The organism is Pectobacterium quasiaquaticum (assembly GCF_014946775.2).
In the GTDB taxonomy this organism is placed as follows: Bacteria; Pseudomonadota; Gammaproteobacteria; order Enterobacterales; family Enterobacteriaceae; genus Pectobacterium; species Pectobacterium aquaticum.
This window is the reverse complement of the sequence record NZ_CP065177.1, coordinates 2,680,501-2,697,382: the sequence shown is the minus strand read 5'-3', so window position 1 is coordinate 2,697,382 and position 16,882 is coordinate 2,680,501. Positions and strand designations below refer to the sequence as shown.

The following is a 16,882-nucleotide window of genomic DNA, read 5'->3' as shown; positions in this document are numbered from 1 at the left end:
CCGGGATGGCTTGCCGGAAGAATAAGCGGAGTGTTAACCGATAACGTTAAAGAATAGGGGCAGTAATATGGATATGAAAAACATTCCGTTTGGTACGACTGACTGGTCGCAAATAGAGCCCACCGAGCACCGTGGCGAGACGGGGATCGCCTACTGGCGAACACAGCGTTTTGATGATATTCGGGTTCGTATTGTTGAGTACACGCCAGGCTATCTGGCCGATCACTGGTGCTCTAAAGGGCATATTCTGCTGTGCCTTGAAGGTGAACTTCATACGGAATTAGATGATGGCCGTGTTTTTGTCCTCAAACCGGGAATGAGCTACCAGGTTGCGGATAACGCGGAAGCTCATCGCTCCTACACCGAGACGGGCGCGAAGTTGTTTGTGGTGGATTGATGTGAGGGGGCTAACTCGGAATGACGGAGAGAGTAGCCCTCGATATTACGAGAAAATACCGCAGGGATTTGATGAGATACTATCGTGGGCAAGGGAACTGCATCTCTCTCCATTTCACCGTAGTACGGTCGCCATTTATAGGCGATCGATTCACGTATAACACTTGCCTTGAACATTTAGAAATGAATATTAACGGTTAGTAAAAATAAATAAACATTGTGCTATTCATTATTAATAAATCGATAGTTATTACTCAAGAATAATAGCAGCATAAATATCGGTGTTATTTAATAGTCATGTATTCATGATCGGCCGAGCGGACATTAAATAAAATGCCAAAATTGTAAGATATAAACGTTACTGAAAAACGATAGAACGATGTATTGACTACTGATTAAATCAGGAAGTCATCCTGAGTTTTATAAACAATCAGATCTAGCAATGCGCGATATTTTTCCTGAAAAGCGGCATTGGATTCTGTTTCAATCTTGTGGACTAATTTAGCGATGATAGCCTTGTTACTGACGGAATGGCCAGATTGAATGATCTCTTCTACAATGTTGCCAAGCATTTCCATATCGCTAATCTGAGAATCAAGGCCAAGGCCACCAGATGTTGGATTCTCGTTTGGGGACACATCTGGATGCATTGCTTCTCCTCCCTTTTGTGCTTTGGACATGGTTTACGCACACGGACAGAAAGTGTTAATACACGATCCACCAGATCTGAAGAAATGGTTAGTTAACTTTAGCGTATCATACACGTAAAACCAGTCAATAAGATAAATAAACACAGAATGACTCAGTGATGCTGACAAATGTGAAAGGATGATGGCGATCAATGGTCAGGTATATAAATATGAATTTATCTTGTTTCACCCATGTTATGTCTGAAATAATTATACGAGATACATAACTTCAATAAGTTAAACATAGCGAGAGGAAAGGAGGCAGAGAAAAACATTAACTGAACATAAAAACTATTAATGCATTTTGATTGCGTCCGATAAGATTTTTATCTGTGCAAGAAGATGACATTTTTCTGCGATACATGCTGTTTATCAATAAGTGTCTTTCTGTCAAAAATTGTCCGTTTACCCAAAAATATCTTTTTATCAAAAGAGTGCTGTAGTTTACTTGGAGCGTAGGCATGCAAAAGATCAGAGCAAAAGCAGTTTGTCTTTTCCGCAATAATGGCAAAATTCTGTTAGCCGAAGGGCATGACCCGATAAAAGACGAGCACTATGTGTTGCCGCTCGGTGGAGGCATCGATTTTGGCGAACTGTCGCAGGCCGCTGCGGAGAGGGAAGTTCAGGAGGAAATCAGTGCGGCGACCAAGGACTTTTCGCTGTTGGGCGTTTCAGAGAATATTTTCTCCTACAATGGCAAGTCGGGTCATGAGATTGTCTTTGTTTATGAGGCTCGATTTCAGGATGAGTCTCTTTATCAACAAGATATCATTCATGGGATAGAGACAAACGGTGTTCCGATCGTGACTCGCTGGTTTGATATTGATTTACTGCGTTCAGGAGAAATCAAGTTTTATCCTCATGGTATAGTGGACATGATCTAGTCGGAATTGACGAGTTGGGATGATGGCATGCCGTTGCTCCGTGATGATAATCCATGCCGATGTTAAGCGTCGAAATAAGGAAAAAAAGATGCAGGTTTTGATCGTGATTGATATGCAAAATGCGGTGTTTTCAACGCCAAGAGCGCAACAAGTGCAGACGGTCGCATCACCCCTGTGATGAATCGTCACGTATCTATTCACGATCGCTTTAAAGGAAAATCACAGGTGAGCTAACGGCTTATTTTGTGCGTCGATTGGGTTAAAAATTGCAGGCAACATGCGTAAAAGTGAACGGGATCATATTTTGCTGACGAGGGGCAGACTACGCTTCTTACAGATTGACAGGTAATCAGTTATCCACGTAGGGGAGAGGTGATTATGTACACGAGCATTCTGGTGCCAGTAGATATAGAAGAAGATGAACTCACCAAACACGCGCTTACGCATGCAGTCAGGTTGGCCAAAATGTCGGGTGCCGCAATCCACCTCTTTCATTCCCTCCCTGATGCGTCGGCGTTTTTGTCTGCTTATTCTTTTGGCATAAAAGAGTTGGAGAATGAGGCAGTGGTGAAAGCGAATGACAAGCTGAAATCACTGATGAAAACGATCGACCTTCCTGCCTCGCGTTTATCATGTAGCGTCAGTTTTGGTTCAGCCAGAGACGAAGTGTTAGCGCTGGCGGAGGAGATTAATGCAGATTTAATCGTCATCGGTTCACGGCGACCTAATGTGAAAACCTATCTGCTTGGCTCAAATGCTGCAGCGATTGTTCGCCATGCAAAAATGTCGGTATTAGTTGTCCGTTAGTTTCTGTATCACGCTGCCGCCTCGTCTGAGGTTGGTGACGGGGCAGCAATTTTACAGTGAGGTCGCTTCAAAAAATGGAGAACAACAGGACAACAGGAAAACTCATCGGCCAGGTTAGCCCCACCATTAACGAGGCAAAGAATCGGATAAACAGGGATTTGTCTTTACTCAACAAAAACGTCACGATCAGGGAAACGACAAAGCCGATCGTATAGGTCAGTTTAATGAGTTCCCAGAGGGAGTGATGTGGCACGTTTATTTCCTTTTATCCTCGAAGCACCTGCATTTTATGTTGTTAATATTTTATGATCAATTTTTTAACCCATAATGGGTTGTCGTGAGGCATCGCTCTGTGGTGTGTATTTTGTACTACAGTGACTATCCTCTGGTTAAAATGAGACCTTCGGTATGAAAACAACACTGGCTGTTGCGATGGTGTGTGCTGTTGCCCTGCTTTCTGTTTCTACACCTAGTATGGCGAAAAATTCTCGGATTTCTGATGAACAGATCAAAGAAAAGATTATTCAGGAATCGATTTCGTCTTATTCTGGTAATTGCCCTTGTCCTTATAATTCAGCACGTAATGGTAGAAAGTGCGGTAAGCGTAGCGCATGGAGTCGGGCAGGAGGCGATTCGCCAATTTGTTACAAAGACGACGTGACCAGAAAAATGATTGATGACTGGAGAGTGAAAAATTGAAATACATAACATTCGGCAGGGAAATCAAAATAGCGAAATAATAATCTCTTTGCTAAGAGAGCAATTAAACTATTTCTGTGACAGAAATATTAAATTTTTATTTCAGTATGGACATTGTAGGCTGGCTGTCATAGCTTACTATTTTACCCCATGAGAAAGGTAATAAAATGAGTGAGATATCTAGCCTGTCCCTGAAGATTTCCCCAGAGCTGAAAGAAAAAATCAAAGCGGCTGCCCTAGAAAACGAAGTATCTATCAGTGCAGAAGTTAGTGCTCGGTTACTGAGGAGCTTTGATGAAAGCCATCAGGCTTCTGAACTGTCTTCCGAATCGGTGGACAGCCAGGGGACAGAAGAAGTCGGAGCAGAAGTGCCGCTGACGCAGAAAGAGCTAAAGAAAATTCGAGAATTGCTGAAAGGTAAATCTAAAGCTACGTCCAAGAAAAAGTAATGCCGGAATGTGACGTTGAATCTTTGAACGATTCAAAAAGTAAATAACAAAATACGCACCCAGACGTCTCGATAAAAGACATCTGGGTGCGTATTTTTTTCAAGGCGTTCTGCTCGTAATATTGCTTGCATAGAAAGCGAAAATCACTAGAAATTATCATATCGCCCTTATTTGTTTGATCTTATTTATTACCACTACCTATGCGAGAATAATATAAAATTAAACAGTGTTTATTTAATTTTATAACGAATTGTTATCTTTTGTTTTTGATTTTTTTGTTACATCCTAAATGCAATGCTTATCCTTTCTGAAAAGCGCATATCTTATAAATAGATAGATTATAAGAAAATGATCGATTTAATAGATATTAATGTCATAAGTTAGAAAATATAAAGATTATCTACAAAAGGCCGATACCCCCTTCGGCGTAAGGAAAACTTGTTCTGGTTTTTATTCACCCTTATTGCTGCTATTTAACCCTAATTTCAGTAGCGGTAATGTTCCTGAGTTTTATGGGGCATGGAAATGTAAGGAGCTAGTTATGGTACGGGAACGTGCGGTGAAAGATGAGGTGTAAAGGATGACATTTTTTCCACTGCCAGTATGTGCAGATGTCTGGCATCAAGCGCGGTATCTGGCTAGACCAATTCGATTGCACCGTGATGGGTGTAGTTTGATGAGCATGCCTGTCTACATCTTTTTTATGTTTCTCACCAGGGCATATAAATAGTCTGTCCAGAGATGTGTATTTTTTGTTATGAAAACGGTATTGGCGCTATCTGTATTTATTGAATAAATATTAATTTTTTAATTATATGCATCTATACAGATAGAGAAAATTAATTAAGGAGATGTTAATGAATTTGTCCAACTGGCGTATAGGATATCGATTAGGGGCGGGGTTTTCTTTTTTAGTATTAATGCTTTTGGTCATTGGCAGTGTTGCAATTTCAAAGCTAAGTGATTTTCACGAAAAAATGGATGAGATTGTTTCGCGAAATTATCCACTCACTGTCAAAAGTAACAAGCTTATTGATGAACTGAATAATTACCTCAATAACCAGCAGTTGTTGCTGCTACTGAAATCAGAAAGCGAAATTAACAAACAGTTGGCACTGAACAAAGGGCGTTCAGGAACGATATCTGAACTCATGGAGTATTTGAACCAGTCTGTCAATGACGATAAATCTGTGGCAGTGCTGCGTGATATTAGCGATATCCGACGCGATTTCCTTGGTTCAGCGAACAAACTCTCATCACTGGTCTTGGCAGGGAACACCAATGCCGCTGCTGAAGAGTACTTCAATGTAACGCGTGTTACTCAAGCGAAATACACCAGCAAAGTCAGCGAATTCATCGACATACAGGATGACAAAATGTCATCCTCTGCGCTAGAAGTGGGTGATAGCTATAAAAATGCGCTGATGGTTCTCGCTACGATCATAATCATCAGCGCGCTGGCTGGATTGATTATTGCTTCACTGATCACTCGCAGCGTAACTCAGCCTATACAAGAAGCACTGGGTGTGGCCGAAAATGTCGCGAAAGGCGATCTGACCTCTGAAATTTATACCGATCGTAAAGATGAAACCGGCCAACTGTTATCTGCCTTGAATAATATGAACAGTAGTTTAAGGCAGATTGTCAGCCAAGTGCGAGATGGTGCAGAAACGATCTCCAGCGCCGCATCGCAAATTGCTGCGGGCAACCAGGATTTGTCTGCCCGAACGGAAGAACAGGCAAGCTCGCTGGAAGAAACGGCGTCATCGATGGAACAATTGACATCGACGATAAGAAATACCGCCGATAATACAACGCAGGCGACAGATCTTGCGGCCAGCGCGTCAGCAACGGTGAAAAAAAGTGGTGCCATGATGGAAACGGTAACGCAGGAAATGCGTGGTATCCGGGATTCATCACAGCGTATGGCGGAAATTATCGGTGTGATCGATGGCATTGCATTCCAAACTAATATTCTGGCGCTGAATGCGGCCGTTGAAGCAGCGCGAGCAGGTGAACAGGGGAGAGGGTTTGCTGTTGTCGCCAGCGAGGTCCGTGCGTTGGCTCAGCGAAGCGCTACGGCGGCAAAAGAAATCAAAGAACTTATCGATGATTCGTTCAAGAAAGTACAAGACGGCATGGGGCTGGTAGAAGAAACGGGCGTCACGATGAACTCACTGGTGATGAACGTGCAGGGTGTAACAGGACTCATCAGCGAGATTGCGCAGGCCAGCCGTGAGCAAAGTGATGGAATCAACCAAATCAATCTGGCCGTTGGACAGATTGATACGACGACCCAGCAAAATTCGGCGTTGGTTGAAGAGTCTGCCGCCGCTGCGCTCTCTTTACAGGATCAGGCAAATAGCCTCGCGCGTACGGTCAGTGTGTTCAATCTTGGCGCATCGTATAAAAGCGCTTCGTTAAGTAGAAAAGCAGAAGCGCCTGCACTGGCTGCGCCTAAAAATGACCGTACAGAAAAAACGGCAGCCAAAGGTGAGTTAGCAGACTGGACCACGTTCTAACGTCTTGCCGTTAACTTGTGTGGCTGATTGACCGCCATTGTGTGCACACGTTGTGTAACACAATGGCGGTTTTTTATTGCCGTGTCGGGCAATGATGACACTACGGAAATCAGCTTTTAGCGATAGTTTGCTTAGGATGATTCATATACCACCGAGCAACATCAATGAGCAGGAAGATGAGCAGGCTGATCCCCATGACGGGCAAGCTCACTGCCAGCAGCAGCGTAATAAGCGCAATTAGCACGCGCTGAAAGACTGAGACCAGTAATAATGCCGCGGTTAGTGTGTTGATCGGACTAGCGTCATGGCGAGATTTTGGACGACGTATCCACCACATACGATAGCCCCATACAATCATCGTACAGAGCCCAAGACCAAATGCCGCGAGGATGAGCTGATTGGGTAAACCGAATAATACGCCCATGTGAGCATCCACTCCCCAGCGCGTGAGTTTGGCGGCAAGCGGGAAAGTGTTGAAATCGGTTTTATCTACAATCTCCAGCGTGTCTGGGTTAACCGACACGGCATCAACCTGCGTTGGCCAGGAACGATCGATCTCACTGACGGTCCAGGCACGGTGTGGTTTGGTGGCTGGGCGGATTTCGATTTTATTTGCATCAATCCCAGCATGACGTGCGGCGGCCAGAATCTCATCAAATAACGCGAGTGAATAGGCTCCAGCATCCCTCATTGGCATCGGCGCATGGTGTTCAGCGTGTTCATCCGTCACCATCGCTGTCATATTGTGACCGGGCATCATATCGTGATGAGACATCGGTGCGGGCAACTGCGTGTTCACCGATGGGGTCTGCCACCCTAGCGCGGTACGCGCGACAGAAATGTTGCTTCCCGCCCACTGCGACCAGGTTAACCCCGTTACGGAGAAAAAGAGCAAACCGAGCACAAGAGTCAGCCCCATTGAGGCATGCCAGTGGCGCAGACGCTGCGTCTTTGCTGTCGTCGTCTGGCTATTTTTAAATTTCCGCCGTTTGGCCGCTGACGATAGATGTCGGGTTGACCACCAGATAACAATGCCGCCCAGTGCCGCAACCCACAGCCAGGACGCTGCCAGCTCACTGTAATTACGCCCGACATCGCCTAACAGCAGCCCGCGGTGCAGGTAATCAAGCCAGGTACGGAATGGCAGGATGCCGCTGGTGCCGTAAACAATCTCACTACCGCGATTTTCCAGCGACACGGGATCGATGAAAACGGCGCGACTTTCTGATGGCCCCAATTCCGGCAAGGCAAACATGACGCGGGTGGTTTGTCCGGCGGCAGGTGCAGGACGTATCGCAAGTAATTTTGCATCCTGATGGTCAGCGAACCCCGTCTGTGCCGCATGGATTTGCTCCGCCAGAGAGTGCGTCGTACCCTGACTTTCGGTGAAAAGCTGGTGTGAATATAGCCGATGTTCAATCTGCGGAGTCAGGACATACAGCGTCCCTGTGAGAGCGGCGATAAAAATAAAAGGGCCGACAAAAATACCGATATAAAAATGAAGCCGGATGAACAGGGCAACGATTGCGGCGCGTGGCGATACATTATCCATCGCGTGTTTATCCGACTCACTTTTCTCGGTTGAGCGCGCGCCAGAGGCTGATACCTTATTGGGGTGTGACATAGAACCCTCTAAAATCACTTAGCAAAAAATAATCAAACGCCACACCTGAAAAGGGTATAGCGTGATGCGTTATAAATGCACATAAATGATGATGCGTGATTCAGAAAGGCGGGGCGCGCACTACAGGAGAAGCATAACGTTCGGGAAGGACAGTGCGGGAGATAAAGTGAATGACCAGCGCTTTAGATAAAGACGTCGTCAGTATGGGGTTGGGTGAGCTGGTTGCGAACAACGCTGGTGTATACGAAAAGAGTACGCAATAACCGCAAGCAGCATGATCCATCATCATGGACGGTGATGAGGGAGAATGGTGTGATTGCGTCGCGTGATGCCCGAACATCTCCTGTCCGGTATGATTATGATGCGGTTCGGATATACTGCCACTGTGTCCGATGGACGCTGCTGTATCATACGCGCTGGTCGCATCTACAGTAGTGCTATATACAGTAGTGTTATGTGTAGCCGAATTATGCGGGTTTGTACCATATTCATGAGTATGAGCCCCATTAAACACGAGTGTTTGTGAAATCACTGGTGCAATGAATATGGTCAAAATAGCGAAGATGCCGACCCAGGCTGGGAAACTTCGCCGTCGTAGCGCGGACAAAAGCATAGCAGTCTTAATTCAACAATACCGGGTTCAGCCAAACGTGTACTTTAACCTGCCCCTGCATTGTTACACAAATGTTTATATTCGGTATTCTTCACACGTCATGTGAACCGTCGTCGCTATCCGTTACGGTTTTTATCGGTGGAGCAAGAGGAAATGGCACGGGCGTAAACGGAATAATCCTACGCACGCGCAGGTTGATATTCGCTATAGTCCGTGGCTGTTTTCCATTTTACAACCCAGTTTATCATGCTTTATCGTTCTCGTTGTTTAAACGCTGACCTATTATGATAGACAATATCTTTATCAAGTTGTGGGAAAGCTAACTTATCCATTAATATGGATTTTAGTTGATTGGAGCACACCAACAGGGGGAGCTGTGCTGGATAATAAATTTGGGTTTAAACAGCGGGTTGCTAGCCTTCGCTGGCTGTCCGCGGCCGTTATGCTGTCTGTAAGCGCAGTGCCTGCTTGGGCATTTTCTATTGATGATGTGGCGCAGCAGGCTGAAAAGCTGGCTCAAAAGGGTTTTGAAGCACCGAAAAGTAATCTGCCGGCGCAATTTCGTGATATGAAATTTGCGGACTACCAGCAGATTCGTTTCAATAACGATAAATCATACTGGAATAATGTACAGACGCCTTTCAAGCTCCAGTTTTACCATCAGGGGATGTATTTCGATACTCCGGTGAAAATTAATGAAGTGACGGCGACAACGGTTGATGAGATTAAATACTCTTCTGAGTATTTTGATTTTGGTTCTGTTAATCACGATCCTGAAACGGTTAAAAATCTTGGCTTTGCCGGTTTTAAAGTTCTCTATCCGATCAATAAAGCAGATAAGAATGATGAAATCGTCAGCATGCTAGGTGCTAGTTATTTCCGTGTGGTAGGTAAAGGCCAAATTTATGGCTTGTCCGCCCGTGGTCTGGCTATCGATACGGCTTTGCCTTCTGGCGAAGAGTTCCCGCGTTTCCGTGAGTTCTGGATTGAACGTCCCAAACCAAATGATAAACACTTGGTGATTTATGCGCTGTTGGATTCGCCACGTGCTGCTGGGGCTTACCGTTTTACCGTTTATCCTGGTCGTGACAGCGTCGTAGACGTTCAGGCTAAAGTTTTCCTGCGCGATAAAGTGGGCAAGCTGGGCATTGCTCCGCTGACCAGTATGTATCTGTTTGGGCCGAACCAGCCATCGCCGACGCTGAACTACCGTCCAGCGCTGAATGACTCTAACGGTCTGTCAATTCATGCCGGTAATGGCGAATGGATTTGGCGTCCTCTGAATAATCCTAAGCACCTGTCCGTGAGTACGTATGCGGTAGAAAATCCGAAAGGGTTTGGTCTGCTGCAGCGTGGCCGTGATTTCGCCGCTTACGAAGATCTTGATGATCGTTACGATCTGCGTCCAAGTGGCTGGGTTGAGCCAAAAGGCGAGTGGGGCAAAGGAAAAGTTGAGCTGGTTGAAATCCCTACCGCGGATGAAACCAACGACAATATCGTTGCCTTCTGGACACCGGATGTGTTGCCAGAAACGGGCAAACCGCTGGATATTAAATATCGTCTGCACTTTACGCGCGACGAAGATCAACTGCATTCCCCGAACATTGCCTATGTTCAACAGACTCGCCGTTCTGCCGGTGATGTTAAACAATCTAACCTGATCCGCCAGCCTGACGGCACGATCGCTTACATTGTGGATTTTGTTGGACCGAATTTAAAAGAGTTGGATGAGAACGCTCCAGTAGCCTCTCAGGTCAGCATTGGCGACAACGGTGAGATTGTAGAAAATAATGTTCGCTATAACCCGGTAACTCATGGCTGGCGTCTAACGCTGCGTTTGCGTGTGAAGGATGCGAAACAGCCGACCGAAATGAGAGCTGCGTTGGTTAATGGCGAGACGACATTGACTGAAACCTGGAGCAATCAGCTGCCTGCTAATGAATAAGCCAACTTCTTCTCTCGATTACATTGAGAAACTTCCTCTGCCTGCTCCGCAGGCAGAGGTTCTTCGCGAAAAATTATCGCAAGCGGCCTGGAACGATCAGGCCGTTTTGCATCAGGCCTTGTCTGAGGATAGCCAGTCTGAAGGTCGCCAGGTCAATGTTCAGTCTGAAGATGATGCTGCGCTGCATTCCGTGCAGGCTCGTCTTGAAATGACTTGGGCTGATGGTCTGAACAACGGTAAACAACTCGGCACAGACAGGGAAGGGCGGACGGCATTAAAAGCGATGCCCGTTATTACCCGCGCCTCTATGTTCCCTGATGTTTGGCGGACGAACCCACTGATCCGCTGGTGGGAAAGTCTGTTGGGCCGTACCGTACCTCTTCGTCCTCACTACAGCCCGGAAGAGAAAATTTCCGAAAACCGCTGGCGTCTGGTGGGGACAATCCGTCGCTATATTCTGCTGACGTTGACGCTGTTCCAGACGGCGATCGCAACGTGGTACATGAAAACCATCCTTCCTTATCAGGGGTGGGCGCTGATCGATCCGTTCGAAATGGCGGGGCAGCCTTGGACACGCTCCGTGATGCAGTTGCTGCCTTATGTGTTGCAAAGCGGCATACTCGTTCTGTTTGCGGTGCTGTTTTGTTGGGTATCTGCTGGGTTCTGGACCGCGCTGATGGGGTTCCTGCAACTGCTGATTGGTCGAGACAAATACAGTATCTCTTCCACGACGGTGGGTAACGAAGCGCTGAATCCCGAGCATCGCACGGCGTTAATCATGCCGATTTGTAATGAAGATGTAGAACGCGTGTTTGCGGGATTACGTGCGACGTATGAATCGGTTGAAGCGACGGGCAATCTTGAGCATTTTGATATTTACGTCCTGAGCGACAGTAACGACCCCAATATCTGCGTAGCAGAGCAAAAAGCTTGGATGGAGTTGTGCCGTGATGTTGGCGGGGCAGGGCGCATCTTCTATCGCCGTCGTCGTCGCCGTGTCAAACGTAAGAGCGGCAATATCGATGATTTTTGCCGCCGCTGGGGTAACCAATATAGCTATATGGTTATTCTGGATGCCGATAGCGTGATGAGCGGAGAATGTCTGACGTCTTTGGTCAGACTGATGGAAGCGAACCCGAACGCCGGTATCATCCAGTCCTCGCCGAAAGCCTCTGGCATGGATACGTTGTATGCACGCTGCCAGCAATTTGCAACGCGTGTTTACGGCCCGTTGTTCACCGCTGGCCTGCATTTTTGGCAACTAGGTGAGTCACACTACTGGGGACATAACGCGATTATCCGCGTTAAACCGTTCATCGAGCACTGTGCTCTTGCACCGCTGCCGGGTGAAGGTTCGTTTGCTGGTGCGATTCTGTCTCACGACTTCGTTGAAGCGGCGCTGATGCGTCGTGCAGGATGGGGCGTATGGATCGCATACGACCTGCCGGGAAGTTATGAAGAACTACCGCCTAACCTGCTGGATGAACTGAAACGTGACCGCCGCTGGTGCCATGGTAACCTGATGAATTTCAGGTTGTTCTTGGTTAAAGGTATGCATCCTGTTCACCGTGCCGTTTTCCTTACCGGTGTGATGTCTTATCTGTCTGCACCACTGTGGTTTCTGTTCCTGATGCTCTCTACAGCCTTACAGGTTGTGCATACGCTGATGGAACCACAGTATTTCTTGCAACCCCGACAGCTATTCCCCGTCTGGCCGCAGTGGCGGCCAGAGCTGGCGATTGCGCTCTTCTCGACGACATTAGTCTTGCTGTTCTTGCCAAAACTATTGAGCGTGATTCTGGTGTGGGCGAAAGGGGCAAAAGAGTACGGTGGCGCTGTGCGGGTATTCCTTTCTCTGTTGCTGGAAATGCTGTTCTCTGTTCTGCTGGCACCGGTTCGTATGCTGTTCCATACGGTGTTTGTTGTCAGTGCGTTTCTCGGCTGGTCGGTGCAGTGGAATTCTCCACAGCGTGACGACGATGCGACCCCATGGAGTGAGGCGTTTGTGCGCCACGGTTCTCAGTTGATTCTGGGTCTGGTCTGGGCGATTGGCATGGCATGGCTGGACCTACGCTTCTTGTGGTGGCTGGCTCCGATCGTCTTCTCACTGATTTTGTCGCCGTTCGTTTCGGTTTATTCGAGCCGCGCGTCATTGGGGCTGGGTTGTAAGCGTGCCAAGCTGTTGATGATACCGGAAGAGTTTAATCCTCCACGCGAATTGGTCGCTACGGATGAATATTGCCGATTGAACCACCAGCGTAGACTCGATAATGGGTTTATGCAGGCTGTCTTTGATCCGTCAGTTAACGCTCTTGCCAGTGCAATGGCAACGGCGCGTCATCGTTTTAGCCAAGCAATTGAAGACGTACGTGAGCAGAATGTACGTGATGCCTTGAGTCGTAAGCCAGAAGAGGTGAGCAATAATCAGCGTTTGGCATTGCTTAGCGATCCCGTTACAATCTCGCGCTTGCACTACCACGTGTGGCAAAAACCGGAAGCGTATGCTGCGTGGGTTGAGTCTTACCAGAAACTTCCCGCACCTCATATCAAAAGCTAACTGCTTGTAGTGTAGAAAATGAGTAGCATGAAAGATAAAGCAACGGCAATCAATGCCGTTGCTTTTTTTTCGTCTGTCATAAGGTGTCGCAGTTCCTGAAATTACAGTAGTGCATTCCTTAATAAAGGGATGGTTCGCCTTCTGGGCGTGTTTTAAAACGGCGATGCAGCCACATGTATTGATCCAGTGCGAGCAGAATGTTCTGTTCAACAACGTTGTTCATCCAAACGGCAGTCGCCGTTTCATTATCTACCGGTGCATCCTGCTCCGCAGGTTGGATCAGTAGCTCATAGCCTTTGCCGTCAGGCAGCCGGCGAGGCACAAAAGGGATGACCGCCGGGCGTGCTGTTTTTATCAGCATATAACTCCCTCGGGTCGTTGCTGCGGTGTCTACGGCAAACAGCGGAGCGAATACGCTACTGCGCGGCCCATAATCATGATCTGGGGCATACCAGATGATGTCACCCTGTTTGAGGGCGCGTATCATACCCTTAATATCTTTCCGGTCTAGCATAGATTTATTGGAACGCAGTCTTCCCCATGTCTGTAACCAGTCAATCAGCTTGTTATCATTCGGGCGATACACGCCGATTCCCGGATTGTGCATACCAAAAACTCGCGCACCGAGTTCCAACGTTAAAAAATGCAGTCCGATCAGCAATACGCCTTGCTCCCGTTCGTTCTCATGGCATATGTGCTCAAGGCCTGTCACCGTAAACCAGCGTTCGAGACGCCAGTTTGGCCAAAACCAGGCCATACCCGTTTCAACTACGCCCATGCCGACCGATTCAAAATTTTTTCTGACTAATTCATCACGCTCAGCCTGTGGCATATCGGGGAAACACAGTTCAAGGTTGCGGGTGGCGATCTCGACGCGCTTTGGCAGTAGGCGCATAGCCAGATAGCCGAGCGCAGTACCGATACGATAAATAACGGGGTAGGGCAATAAAACGATCAGGTAGAGGATGCCGATACCCAACCAAGTGAGCCAGTAGCGTGGATGTAGCAATGAACGATTAAAAGAAGGGATTTGGGTCATGGTCTCAGTATTAATATTTTGGTGCTAGTCAGCACGCGAACCGTTAAAAAATCGAATTAATGGTTAACTGCAAGATAGATTATTGCGGTGCTTTGCCAATAAAACAAATTATTGCCGCCTTATTGGCTGATTTTTATGCAGAAAACGATCTTAATCGTATCATTCCCAGAGAATGAGTTTTGACCTTTGGTGGCATGGGCATGGTGAAAGGAGGAAGAGGCGACCCTGATAGGATCGCCTGACACACCATATGTTACTGCTTGAAAATGCCTCTGGCATAGCGTGGCTCGCTGCGCCAATACTGTGGAGGAGCCGATACCTGTGCGCCCAGTCGGGCTGCAGCATGCCATGGCCAGCGTGGATCGAAAAGTATGGCGCGAGCCAGGCCGATAGCGTCTGCTTCACCGGTTGCAACGATCGCTTCAGCCTGTTCCGGCTCGGTGATCAGCCCCACGGCGATAGTGGTGATGCCAACTTCTTGTTTAATCCGCTGCGCATAGGGAACCTGATAATTAGGCGCAGGATGTATCTGCTGTAACGGTGATAGCCCGCCGCTGGAAACATGGATGAAGTCACAGCCTAATTCGTGCAGTGCTTTACTAAGCTGTACAGACTGTTCCAGATCCCAGCCTTCTTCCACACCATCTGTTGCAGAAATACGCACGCCGACGGCTTTATGCGCAGGGAAAACGTCGCGTATCGCGCGGTAAATTTCAATGACCAGCCGCATACGACTTTGAAGCGAGCCGCCATAGCTATCTGTTCGCTGATTTGTCAGCGGTGAAAGGAACTGGTGCAGTAAATAGCCGTGAGCCGCGTGAATCTCTATCATGTCAAAGCCCAGACGGTCCGCACGTTTAGCTGAGTCAACGAACGAGTCAATTAGCGTACGGATTTGTGATTCAGACATGGCCTGTGGTGTTGCATCACTTGCGTTATAAGGAACAGCCGATGGTGCGATAGTCTGCCACCCCCCCTGTTCCGGGCGCAGAAATACCCGTCCGCCCCATGGAACGCCCGTTGAGGCTTTACGACCGGCGTGCCCTAGCTGTATGCCGATGGGCATGGCGGAATAGGTTTTGACAGATTGAATCACGTTGGAAAGGGCTTGTTCGGTCGCATCATCCCACAGCCCAAGATCGTGCGGGGAGATCCTGCCTTCTGGTGAGACTGCTGTGGCTTCGACAATGAGCAGCCCAGCGCCAGAATGCGACAGGTTACCTAAATGCATGGTATGCCAGGCTGTTGCCTTGCCGTCCTCAGCCGAATATTGGCACATTGGCGCGATGATGATTCGGTTGGGCAGTTCGAGTTTACCGAGTGATACGGGGGAGAAAAGCTGACTCATAATAACAGATCCTTCGATGGTGATACTTCATGAACGCGAAAATGAATCCCAGAGGTCATGGGGTTACGGTAGATCACTCTTTGTCGTTGTGCTATCCATTTCATGCCCTGACAGGCTTGGTGCTATCAGGTATGATGCTGGGCGATTCAATGTGTCAGGCTATGATCCAGCCATGAATATCACACGATAACCTCAATGAAGACAGGAACGTACACCATGCCAGTGTTACATAACCGAATTTCTAATGAGGAACTGAAGGCGCGTATGCTTGCGGAAACCGAGCCGCGTACCACAGTCTCCTTCTATAAATATTTTACGATTGACGATCCAAAAGCCTTTCGCGATCGTCTATATATTCAGCTTGAGCAATATAAGGTCTTTGGGCGTATTTATGTTGCCACTGAAGGGATTAATGCCCAAATCAGCGTACCCAATAATCAGTTCGATGCCTTCAAAGCTGTATTGTTCAGTGCACATCCGGCACTCGATCAGATTCGCTTAAATATCGCTCTGGAAGATGACGGGAAATCGTTCTGGGTATTGCGTATGAAAGTACGCGAACGGATTGTCGCCGATGGCATTGACGATCCTACTTTTAACCCGGCGAATGTCGGGCAATATCTGAAAGCCGATCAGGTTAATGCGATGGCTGACGATCCTGATACCGTATTTGTCGATATGCGTAATCATTACGAATATGAAGTCGGACACTTCGAGAATGCGCTGGAAGTGCCGTCGGATACCTTTCGTGAGCAGTTACCGATGGCGGTTGAAATGCTGGATGAGGCGCGTGATAAAAATATTGTCATGTACTGCACGGGCGGTATTCGCTGCGAAAAGGCCAGTGCCTACATGCTGCATCACGGCTTTAAGAACGTGTATCACGTCGAGGGCGGTATTATTGAGTATACGCGTCAGGCTAAAGCCCAAGGCTTACCGCTGAAGTTTATCGGTAAGAATTTCGTGTTTGATGAGCGGATGGGGGAGCGTATCTCTGATGACGTCATCGCGCATTGCCACCAGTGCGGCGCGTCGTGTGATAGCCACACTAACTGCCGTAATGAAGGGTGTCACCTTCTGTTTATCCAATGTCCGAGCTGTGCTGAAAAATACGAAGGCTGTTGCAGTAAGCAGTGTCAGGATGAGATGAAGCTGCCGCTGGAAGAACAAAGGGCGATACGCAGCGGGCGTGAAAATGGAATGAAAATCTTCAATAAATCCAAAGGATTATTGCAGTCAACGTTGCACATTCCTGCCCCTGTAGCTAAAGATAAGGCTGAATAGCGAACGGTTCATCATGCAATAAAAAG

Annotated in this window: 15 protein-coding genes and 1 pseudogene; 10 read left to right on the top strand and 6 right to left on the bottom strand. The window is 47.6% G+C overall.

The genetic code is table 11. From position 1 onward, the window contains the following. The first annotated feature begins 67 nt into the window (after nt 1-67). Nucleotides 68-397, top strand: coding sequence for a DHCW motif cupin fold protein (locus tag IG609_RS12350; protein WP_180786051.1), 330 nt, complete (start codon nt 68-70; stop codon nt 395-397). A gap of 394 nt (nt 398-791) precedes the next feature. Here the strand turns inward: IG609_RS12350 and IG609_RS12345 are convergent, their stop codons facing one another. Next, nucleotides 792-1,046 (bottom strand): biofilm/acid-resistance regulator YmgB/AriR, encoded by a 255-nt coding sequence (locus tag IG609_RS12345; RefSeq protein WP_193397168.1) that lies wholly within the window; start codon nt 1,044-1,046, stop codon nt 792-794. A 500-nt stretch (nt 1,047-1,546) separates the two neighbouring features. Between IG609_RS12345 and IG609_RS12340 the strand changes: the two genes are divergently transcribed. The 3 genes and pseudogenes from IG609_RS12340 to IG609_RS12335 all read left to right on the top strand — a co-directional run bounded on the left by IG609_RS12340 (nt 1,547) and on the right by IG609_RS12335 (nt 2,776). After that, on the top strand, nt 1,547-1,969 hold the full coding sequence (locus tag IG609_RS12340; protein WP_193397148.1) for an NUDIX hydrolase: 423 nt from the start codon (nt 1,547-1,549) through the stop codon (nt 1,967-1,969). An 88-nt stretch (nt 1,970-2,057) separates the two neighbouring features. Beyond that, a pseudogene (locus tag IG609_RS20520) lies at nt 2,058-2,135 on the top strand (isochorismatase); the annotation flags it as partial. A gap of 212 nt (nt 2,136-2,347) precedes the next feature. Beyond that, nucleotides 2,348-2,776, top strand: a complete 429-nt coding sequence (locus IG609_RS12335; RefSeq protein WP_014915858.1) for a universal stress protein — start codon at nt 2,348-2,350, stop codon at nt 2,774-2,776. A gap of 67 nt (nt 2,777-2,843) precedes the next feature. On the opposite strand, the gene IG609_RS12330 is transcribed toward IG609_RS12335, so the two are convergent. After that, nucleotides 2,844-3,029, bottom strand: a complete 186-nt coding sequence (locus tag IG609_RS12330; protein ID WP_193397147.1) for a GhoT/OrtT family toxin — start codon at nt 3,027-3,029, stop codon at nt 2,844-2,846. Nucleotides 3,030-3,184: 155 nt separating this feature from the next. On the opposite strand from IG609_RS12330, the gene IG609_RS12325 reads away from it, so the two are divergent. From IG609_RS12325 to IG609_RS12315, 3 genes are all read left to right on the top strand, one after another. Beyond that, nucleotides 3,185-3,475 carry a hypothetical protein gene (locus tag IG609_RS12325; RefSeq protein WP_102119048.1) on the top strand — a complete coding sequence of 97 codons (291 nt, stop codon included), beginning with the start codon at nt 3,185-3,187 and terminating at the stop codon, nt 3,473-3,475. A gap of 167 nt (nt 3,476-3,642) precedes the next feature. After that, nucleotides 3,643-3,924 (top strand): hypothetical protein, encoded by a 282-nt coding sequence (locus tag IG609_RS12320; protein WP_174869798.1) that lies wholly within the window; start codon nt 3,643-3,645, stop codon nt 3,922-3,924. A gap of 857 nt (nt 3,925-4,781) precedes the next feature. Then, the gene (locus IG609_RS12315) at nt 4,782-6,446 is read left to right on the top strand and encodes a methyl-accepting chemotaxis protein (RefSeq protein ID WP_193397146.1); all 1,665 of its coding nucleotides are present in this window, start codon (nt 4,782-4,784) and stop codon (nt 6,444-6,446) included. Nucleotides 6,447-6,555: 109 nt separating this feature from the next. Here the strand turns inward: IG609_RS12315 and IG609_RS12310 are convergent, their stop codons facing one another. Together IG609_RS12310 and IG609_RS12305 are read right to left on the bottom strand one after the other, a co-directional pair. Further along, nucleotides 6,556-8,070, bottom strand: a complete 1,515-nt coding sequence (locus IG609_RS12310; RefSeq protein WP_193400572.1) for a PepSY-associated TM helix domain-containing protein — start codon at nt 8,068-8,070, stop codon at nt 6,556-6,558. A 100-nt stretch (nt 8,071-8,170) separates the two neighbouring features. Beyond that, a complete protein-coding gene (locus tag IG609_RS12305; protein WP_193399907.1) occupies nt 8,171-8,683 on the bottom strand; it encodes a DUF2946 domain-containing protein in 513 nt (170 codons plus the stop codon). 442 nt (nt 8,684-9,125) lie between these two features. Here IG609_RS12305 and IG609_RS12300 point away from each other — a divergent pair, with 442 nt between their 5' ends. Together IG609_RS12300 and mdoH are read left to right on the top strand one after the other, a co-directional pair. Next, the gene (locus IG609_RS12300; protein ID WP_102119077.1) at nt 9,126-10,628 is read left to right on the top strand and encodes a glucan biosynthesis protein G; all 1,503 of its coding nucleotides are present in this window, start codon (nt 9,126-9,128) and stop codon (nt 10,626-10,628) included. After that, nucleotides 10,621-13,185 (top strand): glucans biosynthesis glucosyltransferase MdoH, encoded by a 2,565-nt coding sequence (gene mdoH / locus IG609_RS12295; RefSeq protein ID WP_193400574.1) that lies wholly within the window; start codon nt 10,621-10,623, stop codon nt 13,183-13,185. Before IG609_RS12300 ends, mdoH begins: the two co-directional genes overlap by 8 nt. Nucleotides 13,186-13,303: 118 nt before the next feature. Here the strand turns inward: mdoH and IG609_RS12290 are convergent, their stop codons facing one another. Together IG609_RS12290 and IG609_RS12285 are read right to left on the bottom strand one after the other, a co-directional pair. Then, nucleotides 13,304-14,224, bottom strand: a complete 921-nt coding sequence (locus IG609_RS12290; RefSeq protein WP_102119054.1) for a Kdo(2)-lipid IV(A) acyltransferase — start codon at nt 14,222-14,224, stop codon at nt 13,304-13,306. A gap of 253 nt (nt 14,225-14,477) precedes the next feature. Further along, nucleotides 14,478-15,572, bottom strand: coding sequence for an NADH:flavin oxidoreductase/NADH oxidase (locus IG609_RS12285; protein ID WP_193399904.1), 1,095 nt, complete (start codon nt 15,570-15,572; stop codon nt 14,478-14,480). Nucleotides 15,573-15,788: 216 nt separating this feature from the next. On the opposite strand from IG609_RS12285, the gene trhO reads away from it, so the two are divergent. Next, nucleotides 15,789-16,856 carry an oxygen-dependent tRNA uridine(34) hydroxylase TrhO gene (trhO, locus tag IG609_RS12280; RefSeq protein WP_193397141.1) on the top strand — a complete coding sequence of 356 codons (1,068 nt, stop codon included), beginning with the start codon at nt 15,789-15,791 and terminating at the stop codon, nt 16,854-16,856. Nucleotides 16,857-16,882: the final 26 nt, after the last annotated feature.